At 35.0% G+C, this 21,778-nt stretch carries 15 protein-coding genes; 2 read left to right on the top strand and 13 right to left on the bottom strand.

Annotated features, from left to right (window positions below):
• Positions 1-145: 145 nt before the first annotated feature.
• The 4 genes from BUC31_RS05205 to BUC31_RS05190 form a co-directional block, all read right to left on the bottom strand.
• Positions 146-1,270 (bottom strand): glycerate kinase, encoded by a 1,125-nt coding sequence (locus BUC31_RS05205; protein ID WP_073243771.1) that lies wholly within the window; start codon positions 1,268-1,270, stop codon positions 146-148.
• 10 nt (positions 1,271-1,280) lie between these two features.
• Positions 1,281-2,885, bottom strand: a complete 1,605-nt coding sequence (locus BUC31_RS05200; RefSeq protein WP_073241894.1) for a sodium:solute symporter family protein — start codon at positions 2,883-2,885, stop codon at positions 1,281-1,283.
• Positions 2,886-3,003: 118 nt separating this feature from the next.
• The gene (locus BUC31_RS05195; protein WP_073241893.1) at positions 3,004-4,317 is read right to left on the bottom strand and encodes an amylo-alpha-1,6-glucosidase; all 1,314 of its coding nucleotides are present in this window, start codon (positions 4,315-4,317) and stop codon (positions 3,004-3,006) included.
• A gap of 178 nt (positions 4,318-4,495) precedes the next feature.
• A complete protein-coding gene (locus BUC31_RS05190; RefSeq protein WP_073241892.1) occupies positions 4,496-7,171 on the bottom strand; it encodes a TonB-dependent receptor in 2,676 nt (891 codons plus the stop codon).
• Between the two features lie 195 nt (positions 7,172-7,366).
• Between BUC31_RS05190 and BUC31_RS05185 the strand changes: the two genes are divergently transcribed.
• A complete protein-coding gene (locus tag BUC31_RS05185; RefSeq protein WP_073241891.1) occupies positions 7,367-8,392 on the top strand; it encodes a LacI family DNA-binding transcriptional regulator in 1,026 nt (341 codons plus the stop codon).
• A 55-nt stretch (positions 8,393-8,447) separates the two neighbouring features.
• Here BUC31_RS05185 and BUC31_RS05180 read toward each other — a convergent pair whose 3' ends face one another.
• The 3 genes from BUC31_RS05180 to BUC31_RS05170 all read right to left on the bottom strand — a co-directional run bounded on the left by BUC31_RS05180 (position 8,448) and on the right by BUC31_RS05170 (position 12,110).
• Positions 8,448-9,989 (bottom strand): acyl-CoA carboxylase subunit beta, encoded by a 1,542-nt coding sequence (locus BUC31_RS05180; RefSeq protein WP_073241890.1) that lies wholly within the window; start codon positions 9,987-9,989, stop codon positions 8,448-8,450.
• A 27-nt stretch (positions 9,990-10,016) separates the two neighbouring features.
• Positions 10,017-11,489: an acetyl-CoA carboxylase biotin carboxylase subunit gene (gene accC / locus BUC31_RS05175; protein ID WP_073241888.1), complete on the bottom strand. Its 1,473-nt coding sequence runs from the start codon at positions 11,487-11,489 to the stop codon at positions 10,017-10,019.
• 141 nt (positions 11,490-11,630) lie between these two features.
• Entirely contained in the window at positions 11,631-12,110 is a 480-nt protein-coding gene (locus BUC31_RS05170) for an acyl-CoA carboxylase biotin carboxyl carrier protein subunit (RefSeq protein WP_073241886.1), read from the bottom strand.
• 228 nt (positions 12,111-12,338) lie between these two features.
• On the opposite strand from BUC31_RS05170, the gene BUC31_RS05165 reads away from it, so the two are divergent.
• Positions 12,339-13,844, top strand: coding sequence for an aminotransferase class V-fold PLP-dependent enzyme (locus BUC31_RS05165; protein ID WP_073241885.1), 1,506 nt, complete (start codon positions 12,339-12,341; stop codon positions 13,842-13,844).
• 409 nt (positions 13,845-14,253) lie between these two features.
• Here the strand turns inward: BUC31_RS05165 and BUC31_RS05160 are convergent, their stop codons facing one another.
• The 6 genes from BUC31_RS05160 to BUC31_RS05135 form a co-directional block, all read right to left on the bottom strand.
• Complete coding sequence (locus BUC31_RS05160) at positions 14,254-17,115, bottom strand: type I restriction endonuclease subunit R (RefSeq protein WP_073241883.1); 2,862 nt, start codon at positions 17,113-17,115, stop codon at positions 14,254-14,256.
• Positions 17,116-18,126 carry a pentapeptide repeat-containing protein gene (locus tag BUC31_RS05155; protein ID WP_073241881.1) on the bottom strand — a complete coding sequence of 337 codons (1,011 nt, stop codon included), beginning with the start codon at positions 18,124-18,126 and terminating at the stop codon, positions 17,116-17,118.
• Positions 18,127-18,458: 332 nt separating this feature from the next.
• Positions 18,459-19,298, bottom strand: a complete 840-nt coding sequence (locus BUC31_RS05150) for a hypothetical protein (protein ID WP_073241880.1) — start codon at positions 19,296-19,298, stop codon at positions 18,459-18,461.
• A gap of 289 nt (positions 19,299-19,587) precedes the next feature.
• The gene (locus tag BUC31_RS05145; RefSeq protein ID WP_073241878.1) at positions 19,588-19,839 is read right to left on the bottom strand and encodes a hypothetical protein; all 252 of its coding nucleotides are present in this window, start codon (positions 19,837-19,839) and stop codon (positions 19,588-19,590) included.
• A gap of 17 nt (positions 19,840-19,856) precedes the next feature.
• On the bottom strand, positions 19,857-20,834 hold the full coding sequence (locus BUC31_RS05140) for a DUF3871 family protein (RefSeq protein ID WP_073241876.1): 978 nt from the start codon (positions 20,832-20,834) through the stop codon (positions 19,857-19,859).
• Complete coding sequence (locus BUC31_RS05135; RefSeq protein ID WP_073241874.1) at positions 20,815-21,705, bottom strand: AAA family ATPase; 891 nt, start codon at positions 21,703-21,705, stop codon at positions 20,815-20,817. The genes BUC31_RS05140 and BUC31_RS05135 overlap by 20 nt, the downstream gene beginning before the upstream one ends.
• Positions 21,706-21,778 lie beyond the last annotated feature (73 nt).

Below are 21,778 nucleotides of genomic sequence, written 5' to 3'. Positions count from 1 at the left end.
CCGAAAAGAAAGGTATAGAAAGTTAAAATTGTGGAAACTATGAATTAGACTATTAATTTGTAGTGCTAATTACTGGTTTTAACAGATTACTTTTATTTTTTATCTATACCAATTTTGACCTTAAAAGGTGTTTTTTTTAGATGGCTTATTTAATCAAACTTGCAAAGTTAAAAGCGGCATTTACAAGATTGTCCTTACTGTGTTCCATAGCTTCTTTCAAAGTAGAAATACCTCTTACAATCGATGCAACGTAAGCTAAACCAAATTTTTGTTGTTGTGCCACGCTTATACTAACCGATCCGCAAAGTGCGGCAACAGGTATTTTATTCATTTTGGCAGATGTTACTACACCATCTATAGTTTTTCCGGACAGCGTTTGCTCATCTAACTGACCTTCACCAGTAATAATCCAATCTGCTCCTTTGATTGCGTTATTAAAATCTGCAAGTTCCTTTATTAAATTATTTCCTGAAATTAATTCGCCATTCAGAAAAACAAGGGCACCACCACCAACACCGCCAGCTGCACCGGCACCACTTACTTTCTGTAAATCGATTTTATAACGATTTTTAATAATTTCTGCAAAGTTGCACAAACCTTGATTTAGATATATAATCTCATTTTCAGAGGCACCTTTTTGTGCCCCATAAATATAGGCTGCACCTTGTAACCCATAAAACGGATTGGTTACATCGCAAGCAACTTTAACCTTTACCGAATCAAGTCTATTATTTTTATTGGAATCATCTATTGATTTGACCTTTGAAAGATTTTTTCCGATAGGAATTAATTCTTGACCGTTATCATCTAAAAAACGATACCCCAAAGCATTTGCCATGCCCATACCACCATCATTTGTGGCGCTACCACCAATACCTAAAATTATTTCAGTGGCACCTTTCTCTAATGCATCATAAATTAATTCCCCAGTACCAGATGTGGTGGTTTCCATACAATTAAACTCATCAACATTCAGCAATTTTAATCCTGATGCTTCTGCCATCTCTATATAGGCTATTTTAGTTTCATCAGAATATAAATAAGAAGCATTAATAGGTCTAAAAAGAGGGTCGTTTACAGTAACCGTAACAGCTTCTCCTTTTATATAATGCTTAGCAACTTCCATAGTACCATCCCCACCATCAGCTAAGGGTTTCTTTATGATTTCGGCATCTTTAAAAACCATTTTTATACCCTCTTCTACCGCATCGCAAAACTCGAATCCTGTTAAAGAACCTTTAAACTTGTCTGGAGCTATTACAAATTTCATTGCCATAGTTCTAATTCAAAATATTAGGTAATGAAATACTGAACAGTACAATTAGCACAAAGTAACCAAGTAATATTGCTACCTCTTTCTTACCAGAATAATACGTTACCTCTAAGCCTTCGTTAACTTGCCTTTTGACAGTATAGCTCACTGCCAAAGCAACCAATATAGTTACTAAACAACCAAGCGCGTTCCACCAGAACCAAAATATTTGTGGCACATATAACCATAAATAAATATTGAACAGCACCCCTACTACAATACCAATATTGGCACCAAGCGCATGTGTTCTCTTAGTAAGAATCGCTAAAATGAAAGCTGCTAAAATAGGACCGTAGAAGACAGAACTTATCTTATTAATTACTTCTATGACCGTGCCTTCTATATTACCCGCAAAAAATGCAAAGAACAAACATACCAGACCCCAAAAAATGGACAACAATTTTGAATACGTCATGTATTTTTTATCGGGCATGTTAGGGTTGAATCTTTTTACAAAATCTTCCATGGTTACGGCTGATAATGAATTTACCGTTGAACTTAAGGTTGACATTGCTGCTGACATTATAGCAACAATCAATATACCAATAACACCATTAGGTAAATATTTAATAATAAAAACCGGCACCATTAAATCTGCCTTTTTACCTGCTAAAGAACCAATATTAGCTTGATAGACAGTTTCCATTTGTTCTTGAAAAGTTACATCTTGCATTAATAATGTACCCAACACAAGACCCATAATACAATAGGTTAACGTAAACGGAAAACGAAGGAGTCCGTTTGCCATCATTAGTTTTTTAAGGTTAGACATGCTACTAGAAGACAACAATCGTTGCGACTGAGTTTGATCTGTACCGTAATAAGAAGCGTAAAGAAAAAAGCCACCAATGACCATGGGCCAAAACCCAAATTCATCATTTCCATCGGCATTATTGAAACCCCATTTATTAAAATCTACAGCAGTAATTCTATCGGTATCTACATGAGTAAGAAAATTATCTACTCCGCCAAGCTCACTAAATCCAAAATAAAGACAAATGATTATACCTATAAACAGGATACTCATTTGAATAACATCTCCCCATATAACCGCTTTCATTCCGCCTTGAAAAGAATAAACCATAGTTATAAGACCAATAATTAAAATTGAAATCCAAAACTCTAATCCGATAGTAGCTTGTAGAATTAATGCCATAGTATACACCATAACCCCAGTAGCTACCGATCTACTTATTTGAAAAACAAAACTTATCAATAATCGAGAAGAAGCATCGAATCGTGTTTCTAAATATTCATAAACACTAACTATACCTGATTTATATAACGTTGGCAATACTGCAATTAACAAAAAGGCCATAGCCAAGGGTACACCTAATTCATAGGTAAGCCATTGCATACCACCACCTTCTTTGAGACCAACAAAAGCAGGAGCCGATATAAAACTGATAGCAGATAATTGGGTAGCCATTGCAGACAAACTTAACGGCAACCATGATGTTTTACGACCACCTAAGAAGTAATCTCCACCCGTATTATTATCTTTAAACATGAAGCCCAAACCTAAAAATCCAACTAGGTAAACGACAATAATAATGTAATCAACGTAATTCATATCCTAGTTTTTATTTTTTTTGATCAAGAGACCTACTCCTAAAATACCCATTATGTAAAATCCGACTAAAAAATAATCAATGTAGTTCATTTTTAAACCTTTAAATCATTTTATAACACTATGGTGTATTCACCATATCAATAAACAAAGCAGCACTCCATGAAAAATTGTTGCCTCCATAACCAGGGGTATTCTCTTCACCAGTATCTTTTCTACAATCAAAATATTCATAGAAGCCATATTTCTCTATAAGCTCAATGCTATCTTGCTTCATACGTGCAGCAACATCGGTAAAACCATAATTCTTAAGTCCTAAAAAGAGCATCCAATTCATATTGATCCAAACGGGACCTCTCCAATATTTTTTAGGATTAAATCGATCATTTGTAGGATCAAAAGAAGCACATAGGTATTTATCCTCTCCTCCAAATTTATTCATCATTGTTTTCACTAAGACCTCAGCTCTTTCTTGAGAAGGAATATTTGCGAATAATGGCGAAAAAGATGAAGACGTTATATGCCTAATAGGTTTTTCATTTCTTAAATCGTAATGCACATAAGCACCTAATTCAGCATCAAATAATTTATTATTGAAGCTTTCAATACTTTTCGATTGCCATTTTAAAATGGTCTTAATTTTCTCTTCATTTCCACCGATCATAATATACATATCAACTAATGCCTGATTAGATTTAATTAACATGGCATTGAACAAAGGATCTTGAACCAAAAATGGTGAAAGCTCCGCTATTTTAGCATCATCATAATTGTTTTGCTTGGCAATATCTATGATATGTAAATAGTGATCATATTCTCTTTTAGTCGGGCGCTGAGAAGCATCAACATGTGTAGTATCTTTTCGAACAAAAGTATATTCTGGCGGATTCATCGTTTTCCAAATATCATCCCAAACAGGAGAATTATCTGTACCAGATTCCCAGTTGTGATAGATGTACACCAAACCTTCATCTTGTGGATCTCTATTTGAATAGAAGTAAGCATGATTTTCATATACCTTATCAATTTCTTCTTTGATAAAGTTGAGCATATCTTGCTTATCTTCTGCGATACGATACATTTCTTGTAGCACAAAACCGGTTACCGGCGGCTGGGTCATACCTGTAGACCTATATTTTTTGGAGGACAAGGGATGCAATTCAGATTGATGAAAATCTGCCCCAGGAAAGTAAGAATCGTTCTCTGTATGAAAAACGATATGAGGTATAAAACCGTTTTCCCATTGTGCATCTAGCAAAGTTCTCATTTCAGTTTTTGCCTTTTCAACATCGTAATGGGCAAAACCAATGGCGATGAAGCCAGAATCCCATTTCCATTGAAAAGGATATAAACCTGCACTAGGTATAGTAAAACCACCTTCTTGAAAATTTGCATCTAATACTGCAATTGCTTTTTTATATAATTCTTCCTTCATAATATCTAGTAAATAACCTCGGGTCAAGCCCGCGAGGCATTGAATTGAAAACGTAATTAATATTTCGACGCAAGCGTCTGAGCATTTAAATCTCGATAATCGAGTAAAAAAACACATTGGCAATTCTGCAACTACCAATGTGTTTATCAATTAAACTTAAACTAACAAAACTTTCTTTCTAGAAATTGAAGGTCGCTGTAACGAACAATCTTCTAGGTAAAATTGGTCTACCAACAAAAAATTGAGATTCTGTTTGACCAGCTGAACCAGCTCTAGGATTACCTTCTGTGATACCATCACTATCGAATAGGTTAAAAACTGACACCCCTAAACGAACAGACTGGTTGTTATCTTCTTTTGAGAATGTATAACCTGCACCTAGTCTGCCAATTGTTATGGCATCTAATTCTATATTATTGGTGTCATCTGTAAACTTTGCTCCCGTATAGTTGAATCCGAAATTTGCATCAAAAGCAGCGTTATCATAGTACAACCCTAAGCCACCTAATAAGTTTGGCTGTCTTGCCAATTCGTTACCAACATTAGCTTCTGTAGAAGTACCATTTACTAAATCGAAATCGGTATTCTTTGTAATCTCATGATCTTGATATGTTACATTACCACGAAGATTTAAGTATTGTGCAATAGAATAATCTCCGGTAGCTTCAAGACCTATTGTTCTTGTATTTTGCTCTGCTCTTGTTTCATCTATTAATTGACCACCTACAATTGCTTGGCGAATAGATACACGATCTTTAAGACCTACATAGTACCCTGCAACAGATCCTGAGAATTTCTCGTTACCGAATTTGGCACCAGCTTCAAATTGAATAATATTTTCAGCATCGTAAGGACTTTCAGAAATACCAGGTACTGGAGCAAAACCTCTTAATTGTGGAAAGAAATATCCTTTAGAGAAGTTAGCATAAAGGTTGGTTGTTTCAGTTAACTCATACAAACCAGCTAAAGACAATGCCCAAGCACTTGCATTTACTTCTGTTCTTAAGAAAGAACCATCTGCAGTTTGTACATCACTAAGTTCTGATGTAATATCTGGAGTAGTGTAAACTGTTTCGCTCATAATACCACCACGACTGTTGATACCATCTGTATGTTCCCATCTGAAACCAACATCAAAACGCCATTTGTTTAAAATCATCTCATCGGTAACATATAATGCCAATCTATTTTGAGAAAGAAAGTTATTAGCTGTCTGACCAATACGGTTATAAAGTCCGCCTTGAGAATACACTACATTATCGCCACCAGCATCGGTATAATTTAAGTTTACCAATTGTGGGTTATTGTTGAATTCTGTCAATACTCTATATTGATAGTTAACATCTTCAGCCTCTGTACGAGCTATATAAGAACCAACAGTAATGTTATGGTTACCACCGTTTGCCGTCTCAATAGATTTTGTAAGGTTAATCTCACCAGAGTAATCTGTCATTGGGCGTAAACGATCCACATGTAAATTATCGATTACTAGGTCATTACCATTAATTTGAGAACCCGATCCACTTTGGTAAGCAGCAGTATACCCTAAGTTACCAGGAGCTATACTTTCTACATAATTATCTAAAGTAATAGGATTTCCATTTGCACCGTTACCACCAACATATAATGCGAAATTATGCTTGTAGTTGGCATATTTAATCTTAGAAGTCAATTTAAGATCATCTTCAAATCTGTAATTGAAATCACCCATAATGTAACCACCTGTAGTTGCAACACCATCTGCAATCGGACTATTATATGTTCCACCAGGAGTATTGAATGAAGTATTCGCTAAGTCACCAGATAACAACTGTTCAACTGGGTTACCATCATTACCGTTTATACGCTCTCTACTACCACCACTTAATGGAATAGGAAGATAAAATTGTGCCTTATCGTCAATAAACTGTCCGCTTAAAGTAAAAAAACCATTATCGAACTTCTTTTTGATGTTACCTCTAAATTGAACACCTTTAGTTGGTAAACCTACATCTATAGGACCTCTATCATGACGTACAAAACCTGTAAAAGCATAATATGTATTAGAATCTTCACCACCTAGCTGACCACCAGAATAAAAATCTGTTTTAATTCTACCTTGGTTGGCAACTTCAATATTAATAATATTACCAGGGTTCGTATCACCCGTTTTACTTGTGTAGTTGATAATACCAGCAACAGAACCTGCACCATATAATACAGCTGCACCACCACGAACAAATTCAACACCTTTAAAACCTATATCTGGTCTTGCATAGACATCATGCGCAGAAGAGTTTAGTCCGAAAGAACTAATCAAAGGCATACCGTCATACTGTAAAGGGTTAAAAACATACTGACCACCAGAAGGTAAACCTCTAACGAATATGTTACTTGCCGTTTCACCACCACCACCTTCAGCGGTAATACCAGGTACACTTCTAAGAATATCTGCCTGACTATTAGCAGAAAGCTTAGTAATTTCTTTCATTTTAACAGAGCTAATAGATAGAGGTGCCTGTTTTTGAGAACGAAATGTACTAGAAGCCGTTAGAACAACTTCATCAAGTTGCTGACCACCTTCTTGTAGCACAACATTTACAGTTTGTGCTGTACCGTTTAAATCTAATGATTTGTCAACAGATGTAAAACCTATATATGATACACGTAATATTTGAGCACCGGTAAGGTCTGTTGAAAAAGTAAAATTACCATCAAAATCTGATGTTGTACCCGATGTACTACCTGTAATTAAAATGTTAGCACCGGGAATTGGCTCTCCTGAACTGTCTGTTACGGTTCCTGAAATATCGGTCTGTGCAAAGGAGCTTGCACTGATAAGAAGTCCGATTACCGCAAAAATAATTTTCTTCATAATGTTTGAGTTTTTTTTAAGTTGAGTCGATTTAAATTATCAAATCGTTGATTATGAGACCAAATTATATGAATATAGCATTCTATTAACCAAATATTAACGAATTTTCTATGCAAACGTTTGCACAAACGTTTGCAATTTATTTTGTAGTATTGTATTTCTTATAAAATCATCATAATTCACTGATTTTCAATTATGAGTAAAAAGAGAAATACCACATTAAAAGAGTTATCTAAAGAATTGAGTCTGTCGATTTCCACAGTTTCTAGGGCTCTTAATGATCACCCCGATATTAGCCAGGGCACTAAAGAGCGGGTTAAAAAGCTTGCTAAGCAAATGAATTATGTACCCAATTTATTTGCGAGAGGCTTTCGCTCACGTGAAACTCATATACTTGGAGTAATCGTACCCAACATATCTCATTTATTTACTTCAACCATTTTAAAGGGAATTTTGGAAGAAGCCGAGCTACGCGGATATCGTGTTATTATTTCAGAATCTAACAATAACGAGGCTAAACAAGTAGAAATGCTAAATACCATGACACAATTTGGTGTCGACGGGGTATTAATGTCATTGGCAAGAAAAACAACCAATGTTGAAGAGATATTAAAAATATTAAATCGTATACCTATAGTCCTCTTCGATAAAGTTTCTAGCAAAATACCTTGTACACAAGTTGTAATCAATGAAGAGGAAGCTGCATTTAATGCCGTTGAGCATTTAATTGAACTGGGTAAACAGCGTATTGCCATTATTAAGGAAACGGAGAATTCTTATAATTCTGAAAAAAGGTATGCCGGTTATTTAAGAGCCTTAAAGCAATACGGCATTCCTGTTCGCAATAAACTTATTTTAAGTACCGAAGATATTTCTTTAGGAAACGGAAGACGATTGACCAATATTCTTTTAAGCATGAAGAAACGCCCTGATGCTATATTTGCCATAACCGATAATGCTGCCATAGGCGCCATAAAGGCACTACATAAGTTCAAAGTAAAAATACCTGAAGAAATAGCTGTAGTAGGTTTTAGCAACTCTATTAACTCCACCATCGTTAGTCCCGCACTAACAACAGTGGATCAACCTGGTGATAAAATAGGAAGAACTGCAGTCCGTTTCTTAATTCAAGAACTTGAAAACCCGACAAATGATGTAATGACAAAAACAGTTGAGATCAAAACCAGCCTTATCGTTAGGGATTCTTCTTTAATGGTTTAAAATTACATTGAGTTCCTAAAATATATAAATATCATTTTGTTAAAAAATTAAACTACTACAACGGAATATTACCATGCTTCTTCTTTGGTAAAGAAGCTACTTTATTCTCTAGCATAGTATAAGCTTTTATCAATTTTCTTCTAGTGTCTTTTGGTAGAATAACTTCATCTATAAATCCTCTTTGCGCAGCACTATATGGGTTTGCAAACAATTCTGCATATTCCGCTTCTTTTTCAGCCAATTTCGCCACAGGATCATCCGCTGCACTTATTTCTTTCTTAAAAATAATTTCACTAGCTCCTTTTGCTCCCATCACTGCAATTTCTGCACCTGGCCAAGCATAATTTAAATCGGCACCAATATGTTTAGAGTTCATTACATCATACGCACCACCGTATGCTTTTCTAGTAATTACAGTTACTTTAGGCACCGTTGCTTCACTTAAGGCATACAGTAATTTTGCACCGTTGGTTATGATACCGTTCCATTCTTGATCTGTACCCGGTAAAAATCCTGGGACATCTACCAATACTAAAAGAGGAATATTGAAACAATCGCAAAACCGAGTAAAACGTGCTGCTTTTTTTGAACTATCAACATCTAATACACCCGCCAAACTAATAGGCTGATTGGCAACAATACCAATACTTTTACCACCTAATCTTGCAAAGCCTACAACAATGTTATCGGCATATGCTTCATGAATTTCAAAGAACGTGTCTTGATCAATAATTCCGTTGATTACATGACGCATATCGTAAGGCTGATTTGCATTCTCAGGAACGATATCTTCTAATACATCGCGCACCTCATTAGCCAGCTTAAATGGAATATCTGCTGGTTTATCTTCGCAATTTTGAGGCATATAACTAATCATCTGCTTAATCTGATTGATACATTGAATATCATTCGCAGCGGTTAAGTGTGTTACTCCAGATTTTGTAGCATGTGTTAAGGCGCCACCCAATTCTTCTGATGTTACCTCTTCATTTGTCACCGTTTTAACCACATTAGGTCCTGTAACAAACATATAACTAGAGTTCTCTACCATTAAGGTAAAATCGGTTATTGCTGGCGAATAAACTGCACCACCCGCACATGGACCCATTATGGCAGAAATCTGAGGAATTACCCCAGATGCCATTACGTTTTTATGAAAAATATCGGCATATCCACCTAATGAACGTACCCCTTCTTGAATTCGAGCTCCCCCACTATCATTTAAACCAATCATAGGCACGCCTATTTTCATAGCCATATCCATTATTTTACAGATTTTTTCAGCATGGGTTTCAGAAAGTGCACCACCAAAAACCGTAAAATCTTGGGCAAAAACACAAACCTGTCTCCCATTAATAGTACCATAACCAGTTACCACTCCGTCCCCATAGAAAACTTGTTTTTCCATACCAAAATCTTTAGTACGGTGCGTAACCAAAGCACCCATTTCTTCAAATGAGCCCTCATCCAACAAAAAATGAATACGTTCACGAGCAGTTAACTTTCCTTTGGCGTGCTGCTTATCAATACGTACTTGACCACCACCTAAATTAGCCAATGCAAGTTTTTCTGCCAGTATTTGTTTATTATCTTTCATTCTAATTTTTCAAATCAATTTGCAATTCTAAGCTCTACTCTTCTTCCAATTTGAAGAAACCTTAGTCGGAATTTTCAAGGTTTTATCATTTTCTAAATACAACTTTAAGGCTACCAATGCTGCTATTCTTCTTTCTTCAGCATACTGCTTTTCTAAAAGTTCTGGAGAATAGTAGTTTTTAACAAAATGTGTATCGAAATTTCCTGATGTAAAAGCTTCATGCTCACATACAAATTTGCCAAAAGATAAGGTTGTTGCAACACCTTCAACTTTATAGTCATTAATTGCTTTTATCATTAATTGTATGGCTTCTTCCCTATTTTTTCCATAGGTAATCAACTTAGAAATCATGGGGTCATAATAAATAGGAACCTCCATACCTTCTTCAAAACCATCGTCAACACGAATACCCTCACCTACCGGAGTTTTGTAGGTAGACAACGTACCAATACTCGGCATAAAATTAGCTAACGGGTCTTCGGCATACACACGAACTTCAAGCGCATGACCTGTTATTTTCAAATCTTCTTGGGTAAAAGCCAACTTTTCGCCACGGGCTACTTTTATTTGTTGCTCTACTAAATCAATACCAGATATCAACTCAGAAACTGGATGCTCTACTTGCAACCTTGTATTCATTTCCAAGAAGTAAAAATTCTTTTTTTCGTCAAGCAGGAACTCCACCGTACCTGCTCCTACATAATCACATGCTTTTGCTACTTTGATTGCAGCTTCACCCATGGCTTTTCTAATTTCTGGGGTAAGCACTGCCGAAGGTGCTTCTTCAACTACTTTTTGATGTCTTCTTTGCACACTACATTCACGTTCAAATAAATGAACAATATTACCTTGCGTATCGGCTAGTATCTGAATTTCGATATGCCTAGGTGAACCCACATACTTTTCTATAAAAACAGAACCATCACCAAAAGCAGCTTGCGCTTCGCCGATAGCTCGTTGCATTTGTTCTGGTAAATCTTTCAAGTTTTCAACAACACGCATTCCCTTACCACCACCACCTGCAGAAGCTTTTATTAAAATAGGGAAACCTATTTGCTTAGCTACCTTTTCAGCTAATTTAACATCGGTTATAGCTTCTTCAATACCAGGTACCATAGGAATATCATAATCACGAACTGCTTCTTTGGCGGCTAACTTATTACCCATCACCTTAATAGCATGAGGTTTAGGACCAATGAAAGTAATGCCATTATCTTCAACCATTTGAGCAAAAACTGAATTTTCACTTAAGAATCCGTAACCTGGGTGAATGCCTTCTGCTCCAGTTACTTTTGCCGCATTAATAATTTTCTCCATCACTAGATAAGATTCTGATGATGGCGCAGGTCCTAACAAAACAGCTTCATCAGCAAACTTAACATGTGGAGAATGACGGTCAACATCTGAGTAAACAGCAACAGTTTTTATACCCATTTTTTGGGCAGTTTTCATTATTCGTAAAGCTATCTCACCGCGGTTGGCTATTAATATTTTCTTCATTAAAAACTTAATTTACTCGATAATCGAGATTTAACTAATTAGAGGGTTTCCACGAAATTTGAAATTTTCTCTTATGAGAAACTCGTAAGGCCGGTCTAGGTAATTTATTATATAAGCTATAACATTTATCATGTTAGGTTTCTACTCCATTTCAATAATCACTTGCCCCTTTTCTACAGCGTCGTCTTTTTTAACTTCAATTGACTTAATAATTCCCTCACCTTGCGCAAGAATAATATTTTCCATCTTCATTGCCGACAAGACTAATAAAGGAGTACCTTCTACAATCTCTTGACCTACCTCAACCATTACATCAACAATTAAACCTGGCATTGGTGCTTTTACCTCATTCAGTTTTTGAGTTGTTACTGCTAACAATCCCATTTTTTTAACCTGTTGATCGTATTCATCTTCTAACTTAATATCATATATGTTTCCATTAATGGACAATGACATCATCTTATTCAAAAAATCTGAATGGACAACCTCCACCTCAAAAGCACTATTATTATCTAAAACATGAAGATTTTTTGCATTCACTTTAATGCTATCTAAAGTATCAACATCGCTACTATTAAATTGTAGTTCTTCTTCGTTTACGGTAATTAAATAATTTGACATATTTTATATTATAAAACAACTTACAGTGTGTACCAAAGATATTGAAAAAGTTTGGCGATGATTTTTACCTTTAAAAAATGTCTATCTCTTTATTGATTTATATTATTATGCAGTTCGCAACCAGCATATTTTCACACTTAAGAAAGGCAAAAAAAATACTGACTTAACTAAGGTAATTGTACTGCCCTTAGTATCTTTCGCCTCAGTTTTCATTTAAATACTTTTATTATGACTACAGCCAACTCTACAAAAGGTGCAAAGCAATCTTCTCTTGAACTCCATTTCGCCAAATTTAAATCTCACGTAGTAGGCGAAAATGCGGTATTTGAGACGGTTTATGGTACTCAAAATCTGCTATACGCAGACTGGATCGCTAGTGGTAGGTTATATGGACCCATTGAAGATACCATGAGAAATAAAATAGGTCCAATGATTGCCAATACGCATTCATTTTCAAGCGAAACAGGAAAAGCCTCTACCTATGCTTACAGACATGCCAGAGAAATAATTAAAAAGCATGTAAATGCAAATGAGAACGATGTATTGGTTACCGCTGGCACAGGCATGACAGGGGTACTCTCAAGATTACAACGTATTATGGGACTTCGATGGCCAGACGCTGTAAAAAACAATATAAAGTTACCGGAGAACGAACGCCCCGTTGTTTTTATTTCTCACATGGAACACCATTCTAACCAAGTCCCTTGGATGGAAACTATTGCAGATGTAGTGATTGTACCTTGCGATGAAAATAACCTTATTTGTCCTGAAAAATTAAGAACTGAGGTTGAAAAATACGTAGATAGACCACAAAAAATAGGAGCTTTTACAGCCTGTTCCAATGTTACCGGAATAATTTCTAGATACCATGAACTAGCAAAAGTAATGCACCAAAATAAAGGGATTTGCATTATAGACTTTGCTGCTTCTGCGCCATACGTAGAAATAGATATGCACCCTAAAGATCCAGAAGCATACTTAGATGCCGTTCTATTTTCGCCACATAAATTTTTAGGAGGTCCTGGTACATGTGGCGTTTTAGTTTTTAATAAAAATCTTTACAAAACAGATTGCCCAGATGTACCCGGCGGTGGAAATGTAAAATGGACCAACCCATGGGGCGCATACAGCTACCATACAGACATAGAAACTAAAGAAGATGGTGGAACTCCAGGTTTTCTTCAAGTAATGCGTACAGCGCTTGTTATACGTCTTAAAGAAAAAATGGGAACTACCAACATTGAAAAACGCGAAGAAGAATTATTAGCGCAATGTTTTACAGCTTTTAGCCAAATTGATGGATTGTTTATCTTAGGGGAAAATAATGCAAAACGTATAGGTGTTATTTCCTTTGGAATAAAAGGCGCACATTACAACTTAGTAGTTCGGTTACTAAATGACAGATTTGGCATTCAAGTTAGAGGAGGCTGGTCATGTGCAAGTACCTATTGCCATTACTTATTTAGCATGGATACCAACACGTCTACTACTATGACCAAAGATATTGAGAATAGTAATTTGACAGACAAACCAGGTTGGGTTCGCTTATCGCTACACCCAATCACTACGAATAAAGAATTAGCCTATATATGTGACGCAGTGAATCAAGTTGCCCAAAACTTTAAAGAATGGGGTGAAGATTACGTCTACAACCCAAAAAGCAATGAATTTGATTATAAAAATAGTGGTGATCAGAAGATTATTAAAGAAGTAACAGATTGGTTTACCATGTAGTTCAATCAAAACACTTTTTATATAATAAAGAAGGCTACTTAATTATAAGTAGCCTTCTTTATTTCAAGACGCTATAACTTATGATTATTACCTTCTTTTAATAATCATAAGAAACAACTGATTTAAATAATTAGTTATTATTATAATTGGAGTCCCAAAGAGTGTACCTAATATTGGAAAGTGTTTTGACGTATTCAATCTTACCCTGATTATAAGATTTCAGACTAAAACCCGGTGAAGCACTGTCAATATTAACTAAAAACAAAAAATCCAACCTAAATAAATAGATTGGATTTCGCTTTTTGCTCCCCCTCTTGGGCTCGAACCAAGGAAGGTAACTTCTTTATATCCAATCTTTTGCCAACTTGTCAACTTAATGGGTATCCGAATTGTATGCCTTTTTTTATTATTAATTTGATATGCCGCTAATAAATGTCTCAATAAATTTTAAAATTTTACTAGTCACTCTCTCAGACTTTATTTTTCGTTCTTTTAGACTAGGTCTTTCATTCATTAAATCTACGATATCGTCTCTTAAAGGCTTCTTCTCTGTGAATAGGTAATCACCTATTACTTTCTCCAGTTTTATAGCATCTAGGTCTTCTTTATCGCTGAGGTCTTTTATGGCTCTCATCTTTTCTATATTGATGAAGTTTGCAAATTCATCACCAATATCCTCTGAATCTTCGATTAGTGGTAAATGCTGACTTATAAACTTCTCAATCAATTCTCGCTTACTACGTAATCTTGTATCTCCAGCAATGATATCGTAAATAGCTTTCTCTTGCTTTACTTTATCTTCTGGAGTTGCATCCTTCAGTTTTGCCAGTAATTTCAAAATGTATGCAACATTAATTTCGTCACGGTGTATCAACTCCAGCTCAAAATCTATATCCTGAAGTATCGATACCTTTTCTTTTGCATCGTGACTTTTTACTTTATCGTATAAATCTAGATACTTGCTTTTGTAATCTTCAAAAGTTTGTTCGTTTACGCTGAGGTCATCAAATGTAAACTCTGTAAATGTGCTGAGAATATTTTTAAGTCGCATTAACTCTCTAAACGCTTTAGCAAAAGCTAGCTCTTCCTCTTCGTCCTTCAGATTGTTTACAGTGTTAACCGTAGGTGCTATTTGTAGTAATACAATAAATGCTGCATTTATTTTCTCAACGTACTCTTCGTACGGTTGCATTATGATTTCGTCCTTTGCATTGATATTTGAGAATAGGCTTATCGCCTCATCAGTGCGTTCTTTTAGATTTCTAAAAGCTACAATGTTACCTTGAGATTTTAATTCGTTTAAGATTCTGTTTGTTCTGGAATAGGCTTGAATTAGACCGTGATAACGTAAGTTCTTATCAACGTATATGGTATTTAACGACTTGCTATCAAATCCAGTTAAAAACATATTGACCACCAACAAAATATCTACTTGCTTATGTTTTACTCGCTTTGCGATGTCATTGTAGTAATTGTAAAATGACTGCGAGTCCTTAGTACTGTAATTTGTCGCAAACATTTTGTTGTAGTCACCAATGAAACCTTCTAGATGTTCTCTGGTGTGCTGGTTTTTCTCAGCTGTTCCGTAGCTTGCTGCTGGTTCTGCTGCCATAGCAAACTCATCATCTGTCCACGTGTCGCCTACGGCTTCCTTATCGTCTTCATTTGCGTTGTACGAGAAAATGGTCGCTATACGTAAATTATGCTCTCTTGCTTCCTTTTTCTGCTGAAACAGATTGTAATACTTGATTAAGGTGTCCACATTACTCACACAAAAAATCGCTGTAAACTCACGGCTATGAGTTTTCCTGTTATGATTTGCTACAATATAGTTAGTAATAGCATCTAGACGCTCCGGTGCTTCCATTACCTCCTTCTCGTTAATTGCTTCCACATCGATATCCTGAATACCATCTTTCTTTTTAAATGTCTGAATATACTCCACTGAGAATTTTAATACGTTCTCGTCACGTATCGCATCGGTAATGACATACTTATGCAAATCCTTATTAAATAGCATTGCAGTTGTACGTTTACCGTATTCATTTTTACCAGCATTATCTTCAAAAATTGGTGTTCCTGTAAAACCAAACATCTGGCTATTCTCAAAAAATGTTTTAATTGCTTCGTGTGTCTTTCCGAACTGTGAACGGTGGCACTCATCAAAAATGAAAATTACTCGTTTATCTTTTAGCGAGTCCATTTTCTTAATATAACGTGACTTTGTCACTGCTGTGTTAAGTTTTTGAATCGTGGTTACTATTAGCTTTGCATCTCCAGTTAACTGTTTTACTAGCGTTGAGGTATCATTTGTACCGTCAATGCTGCCTTTACTGAAGCTATTAAATTCTTTCGTTGTCTGATAATCTAAATCTTTCCTATCTACTACAAAAACCACTTTATGTACTTGTGGCATCTGTGTAAGTATTTGACTGGTCTTGAACGAGGTTAATGTTTTACCTGAACCCGTAGTATGCCAGATGTAACCGTTTTTAGTTGTTGTTTTTACGGTATCAATGATGGCTTCTACTGCATAGAACTGGTACGGACGTAATACCATTAAGTAACGTCCAGATTCGTTCATCACAACGTATTTACAAATCATTTTTGATACGTGACACGGCTCTAAGAATATTCCTGAAAAGTCTGAAAGCTGCGTGATGAGCTTATTTTTGGTATCTGTCCAGTAAAAGGTTTGCTTGAAGGAACGAGCTTTAATAGGACTGTTTGCGTAGTACTTGGTATTGACTCCGTTACTAATTACAAACAACTGTATAAACTGAAATAAACCAGCTCCAGCTCCAAAACTGTGACGCTCGTAGCGGTTAATCTGGTTAAATGCTTCTTTGAGTTCTAAACCTCTACGTTTTAGCTCAATTTGTACTAGCGGTAAACCATTAATTAGAATTGTAACATCATAACGGTTTTTGTATTTACCTTCTATGGTGACTTGCTGTGTGACCTGATATTGGTTTCTACACCAGTGTATCTGGTTGATGAGTTCTATAGTCCTGTTCTCACCTTTATCGTTTACATAGGGTACACGGTCACGTAATATTTTTGCACGGTCAAAAATTGACCCTTTATTTATATAATTAAGTATTTGCTTAAAATCTTGCTCAGACAATGTGACTTTGTTGTGCTTCTCTAATTGCACTTTCAAATTAGACAACATAGAGACCTCATCAACTATCTCAACCTTTTTGTAGCCTAATGCGACTAGCTGTGCAACTAGGTTATTCTCTAATATTTGTTCTGGTTGTGTTGTCATCTATTTATATTTCCTAAAAGCCTGTATGATTTGATAGATACCATATCCTATAAAAATTCGTCCTACGAAATCTAAAATATAAAAACCTTGACTAGGGTTTTCATCTACGGCTTTCATAAAGTCAGCTCTATGTGTAGGATTCAAGTATTGTACATAATACTGCCATTGCCACTCAGTGACATCTGTAGTCAGCTCAAAATGTCCTATATACGAAAGCATCCAAGTAAAAAACAAACCTCCGATGCTTGCTGTGAATATAAATCCTAATATATAGGATTGACCAAACCAGTTGGATATTGCATTAAGTGATAACACTATGATATTTGATATAGGTCTGCTGAATGTATGACCATTTACTAGCTTTTTCCAAGACTCTTTTAAAAGTGTCTTGTTTTCCATCACTCTATAAGGAACAGCATCAATAAAATTTTTATGTGACTCTAGCTGACTTTTTAAAATTCGGTATGTTTCCCTCTTATTTTCAATAGGTATCTTATGTCCAATGGTAACAGCTGCATCATATATTGTCTCATACGCATCACTATATTCAAGGCTTTTGTTTTCGTCTATCGCTTTATTTGTCTCTTTATAGATTTTTCCAAATGACTTGTAGTCATCCATTTTAAAATCATAAACGCTTATTTGACCTGCGATGATGGCTAATGATAAATCAAAACCTTTTTCTGGGTTTGTACCACGTAAAATCATAAGCTTATCAATCAAAGTGTATGTAAACAGTACGTTCTCTTTAAATGTGGATGCTGAAAAAACAACTGTACTGTAGAAATCTGTTTTGTAAAATGTAATAGGCTTATGAAAGGTACATTTCCAGAAGTCTGCTAAATCCTTGAAAGTAGTGTTACGGAAATTTACATCACCGTGAAAATGACAATTGCGGAATTTTACTTTGCAATCTAATGTAGACTCTTCTGCTACTAAATCTCCATAGAAATGGCAATTGATGAACTCAAATACGGTGTTATGCAAAACCTTACCATCATCATTGGTCATCGGTCCGCAGGTATTTAAAAGCACTTCAACGTTGAAATTAGAATCAATAATTGTGTATTTGCACTATCGTCATTATAACTCATAATACTTTTTGTATTAATTCTAACAATCTAAAATCCTTCTATCTACATGATCAATTACTAGATCAGAATATCAGGGTAATTCAGATTATTTTGAGTGCAATGTAGTTCTAGAAGTTAGAGTATATTAAGTAAGAATAGGTAAGCGTAGTACGCTAGTTGTACAACTAAACATAATTTATATTATAATAATGACTACTATGTTTAAAATTGTTAAGAATAAATATTATGACGTAGTACAAGCGTAGTAAATCAAATAGTCACTATTTTAGAAACTAAAATTTTATCTAGTTTTTGTTTTGATTTATCTGTCGCCTTGTAGGTTCTTAAATCCTTGTAAGTAATTTTCTTTAAGGAATTACTGCTAACTTTTATAAAGCAATTAACAGCAATTCTCCATTTAAAATCTTCCCGGTCAACAAAACCAAGATCTTCTCTATTGATAAGGTTAATAAAATATTTCAATTCAGAAGTATTCCCTATCCAACGTATTGGAATTTCAACTTCTTCATTTCGAAAAATATTCTTGAATTCAAATTCTTTAGTTTCAGCACCTATTAAATTATTATCAATCAGAATTGTATAAATCTTTGATAACGTATTCCGGTGGAGATACTTCTTCTTAAATTCAAATGATTTTACTTTTTTTTCTTTTGCATCATCATGCTCAATGTACCTAATCGATAAATCATTGATAAATTCAGATAATAAGCCAGCATAGTTCCTGCCTATTTTATGGTTTCTAAAAGTTTCTAACTTTTTATTGATATGATCTTTAAATGCATTTCCAAATGCTATTTTTTCAATAAGTGAGATATAAGTGGTAGAGTATTCTTTAACAAAGGAATCTTTCAAATCATAAAGCAATCTTTTAAATGCCCCAATTTGATATTCATCAAATACCATTTCAGCTTCAAATACTTCTTCCGTTGTATCATTTACTTTATGTGTTATAGTATAACTGTCAGTACTGATGGATTTTCCATCAAAGTCAATACCGTTATACTCAAATTTATCTTTAGTAAATTCCGTTTCAAGGTGTCTTTCGTTTAAGAAGTTATCTAATTCTTTTACCTTATTTACTAAACCCAATTTTATCTATTTTAAGTTGACGAAAATTATAAAAGTAAATATGAATAACGAAACGATTATCACATTATAGCTATTTATAATTATGTAGATAAACCTTATGATTAAAATAAATATTCTAAAAGAGGACATATCGGATAAGTAAGAGAAAAAGCTGGTGAAATTATCACCAATCTTTCCCTCCCCTTTTTCAATCAAAGCACTTCGCATTTTCAGGGGTTTTTTGATATAGGAGATACCGTCTCAAAAGCTTGTTTATCCAAAATACAGCATAACTCCTCTGACTAAGTTATTAGTCAATCAAGATGTCAAAGTGATGGTAGTAATAAGCATTGCCCTCAACAATGAAAACAGTAATTAGGTTCAATGTGATTTTCACTTCTTCTACATACACAACTTGTCCTATAGTTAAATGCCCAACTGGACTCATTACAGCCACTCTAAAGGGAACTATTAACTGTTTCAGCACATTGTTCCAGGTCACAACATACAACCACTCAGGAGAACTGTATTGGAGTAATTCTGATAAGTCTTGTCCACTCATATTTCATTCAAAACCTTTTAATTTAAAAACCAATTATAAGTCTGATTCTGCAATGAATTAGCCATGCCTGTTACGAACTCAAATGCGTTGGCATTACGCTCTAGATTTAAATCAATATAACTTGACTTGTTGGCATCCGTCATTAAATTGTAGAAATCCCAAAGATTAATATCCCCATTTCGACTTCTAGAGAAATTTGGGTCATGATAGTAGTTTTTTACTACTGTTCCAATTTGATTATCATTCATAAGAAGTGCCAACTTGTCAAGTTTTTCCTCCCTATTTAGATGGGTGTACATTCGCATTTTTCCTATGGTGTGTCCAAACTGTAACTCATTAAGGCTAAACTTGCTCATACGCTCCATGTTGCCCAAGAACCTATCTTTATCAAATTGTTGGATTAGTTCGTTAATCTTATCTTTTAATTCTGCTACACTACTAACTCTGATATCTGTATTTAATCCGTCTGTACTTATGCACAAATTAGTACAAACTTGATTTTTGAACCCAATGAATACCTTAAACTTTTCTAAGCTCCTTTTACTGTAGAGATTCTCTTGATTTAATGCTCTTACACCTCCAATAGTGAGTGAGAGTTTATTATTATTTACATTTTCTGACAAACTAGGCACTTCTATCATGAACGCGCAACGTTGGTAATATATAGTCTTCTCCTTAGGGCTAAGCTCTTTAACGGACTTGCGTATAGCTGTTGGGACTCTTCCTTTAATTATATGTGAAATCCTTATATTGGGTTCTAAGACACTAGTTTCTGGAAAATTTGCATGAACTACCTCGTTTGTAGCATCAATAAATTCGGAGTGCGCTATGGTACTTTCTGAGTCCGAATAATTTGGTATAATGCACTCATTTTTAAGGTGACTCAAGCTCACACACTCTGTATTAGCCTCTATAAAATTTCCTTGTGATACGGTAACATCCTTTTCTAATATTACCTGTTTTTCAATACTATTATTAATTGTTATCAATTCCATTTTCTTGAATTTTAGTTTGTTGAATTATTTGGTTGTGTGGAATTACTTGATGCTCTAAATTTTCCAGTATTGCTTTCCTTACAATCACTAAGGGCTTAACATGCTCTCTAATTCTAGAATACTTGGAATAGAGCCCCTTCAAGTCTGTAATATTCTTACAGCTCTCAATTTCAAGCTTAGCCTTTGTTAATTCTGACCCGGACCCTTCATTGCACCATCGGATTATCTTCTTCCCAGTACTAGTATTAATTAAGAATTCTGGCTTATCAATAAATAGCCCAGTCCTATCTTTTGATGCCTTAGCATTATGTGCAGCATCAATATCAAAAACAATTGTAAATTCATAATCAAGGTCATTGCGTTGTATAGCCTTTAAACCTACCTTCTCTGGGACCATTTTGCCATTCTTATTGTTTAGCACATAGTCCTGCTTCACTCTCATCGTAGAAATGATATGGGCATTTGAACGTAGCATCTTATTAACAAAAGCATTTTGTCTAGGTGTTACCTTGCCCCAATTGGTAAAACTATTACCAAGCATGTTGCTATGCACATCTAATAAGAAGTCCCAGCAATGAGATATACTATCTATTATGATAACCTCCATACCCGCATTTTCGCAAAGCTCTATGGCTTCTATGTACCTTTCTGGTGAATAGGGAGGTTTCATAGAAACGACATTGTAATTACCCAAGTGAGCATATAAGTCAGCAGACCCATTTTCTGTATCTATGATAGCTGTTTTTGACAGGTCACCTCCTATAAGACCTTTTGCTATAAGCAATGAAGAATAGGTTTTACCACTACCGGCACTACCTTGTAGGGCAAGCTTAATCTTAGCTTTTTTCCTTTCGGATATTCGTATTTTCATAAGTGTTGTTTAAAATGTTAGTAAATTAGAAAGGACCTATACGTTACTTGTATAAGTCCTCTGTGGATAATAA

It is taken from the genome of Maribacter aquivivus, assembly GCF_900142175.1.
In the GTDB taxonomy this organism is placed as follows: Bacteria; Bacteroidota; Bacteroidia; order Flavobacteriales; family Flavobacteriaceae; genus Maribacter; species Maribacter aquivivus.
This window is presented reverse-complemented; position numbering and strand designations above follow the sequence as displayed.

Excerpts from the sequence above, each read along its gene's own strand:
- BUC31_RS05205 (WP_073243771.1), bottom strand. The coding sequence starts at position 1,270 with ATGAAATTTGTAATAGCTCCAGACAAGTTTAAAGGTTCTTTAACAGGA.
- BUC31_RS05200 (WP_073241894.1), bottom strand. The coding sequence starts at position 2,885 with ATGAATTACGTTGATTACATTATTATTGTCGTTTACCTAGTTGGATTT.
- BUC31_RS05195 (WP_073241893.1), bottom strand. The coding sequence starts at position 4,317 with ATGAAGGAAGAATTATATAAAAAAGCAATTGCAGTATTAGATGCAAAT.
- BUC31_RS05190 (WP_073241892.1), bottom strand. The coding sequence starts at position 7,171 with ATGAAGAAAATTATTTTTGCGGTAATCGGACTTCTTATCAGTGCAAGC.
- BUC31_RS05185 (WP_073241891.1), top strand. The coding sequence starts at position 7,367 with ATGAGTAAAAAGAGAAATACCACATTAAAAGAGTTATCTAAAGAATTG.
- BUC31_RS05180 (WP_073241890.1), bottom strand. The coding sequence starts at position 9,989 with ATGAAAGATAATAAACAAATACTGGCAGAAAAACTTGCATTGGCTAAT.
- accC (WP_073241888.1), bottom strand. The coding sequence starts at position 11,489 with ATGAAGAAAATATTAATAGCCAACCGCGGTGAGATAGCTTTACGAATA.
- BUC31_RS05170 (WP_073241886.1), bottom strand. The coding sequence starts at position 12,110 with ATGTCAAATTATTTAATTACCGTAAACGAAGAAGAACTACAATTTAAT.
- BUC31_RS05165 (WP_073241885.1), top strand. The coding sequence starts at position 12,339 with ATGACTACAGCCAACTCTACAAAAGGTGCAAAGCAATCTTCTCTTGAA.
- BUC31_RS05160 (WP_073241883.1), bottom strand. The coding sequence starts at position 17,115 with ATGACAACACAACCAGAACAAATATTAGAGAATAACCTAGTTGCACAG.
- BUC31_RS05155 (WP_073241881.1), bottom strand. The coding sequence starts at position 18,126 with ATGACCAATGATGATGGTAAGGTTTTGCATAACACCGTATTTGAGTTC.
- BUC31_RS05145 (WP_073241878.1), bottom strand. The coding sequence starts at position 19,839 with ATGAGTGGACAAGACTTATCAGAATTACTCCAATACAGTTCTCCTGAG.
- BUC31_RS05140 (WP_073241876.1), bottom strand. The coding sequence starts at position 20,834 with ATGGAATTGATAACAATTAATAATAGTATTGAAAAACAGGTAATATTA.
- BUC31_RS05135 (WP_073241874.1), bottom strand. The coding sequence starts at position 21,705 with ATGAAAATACGAATATCCGAAAGGAAAAAAGCTAAGATTAAGCTTGCC.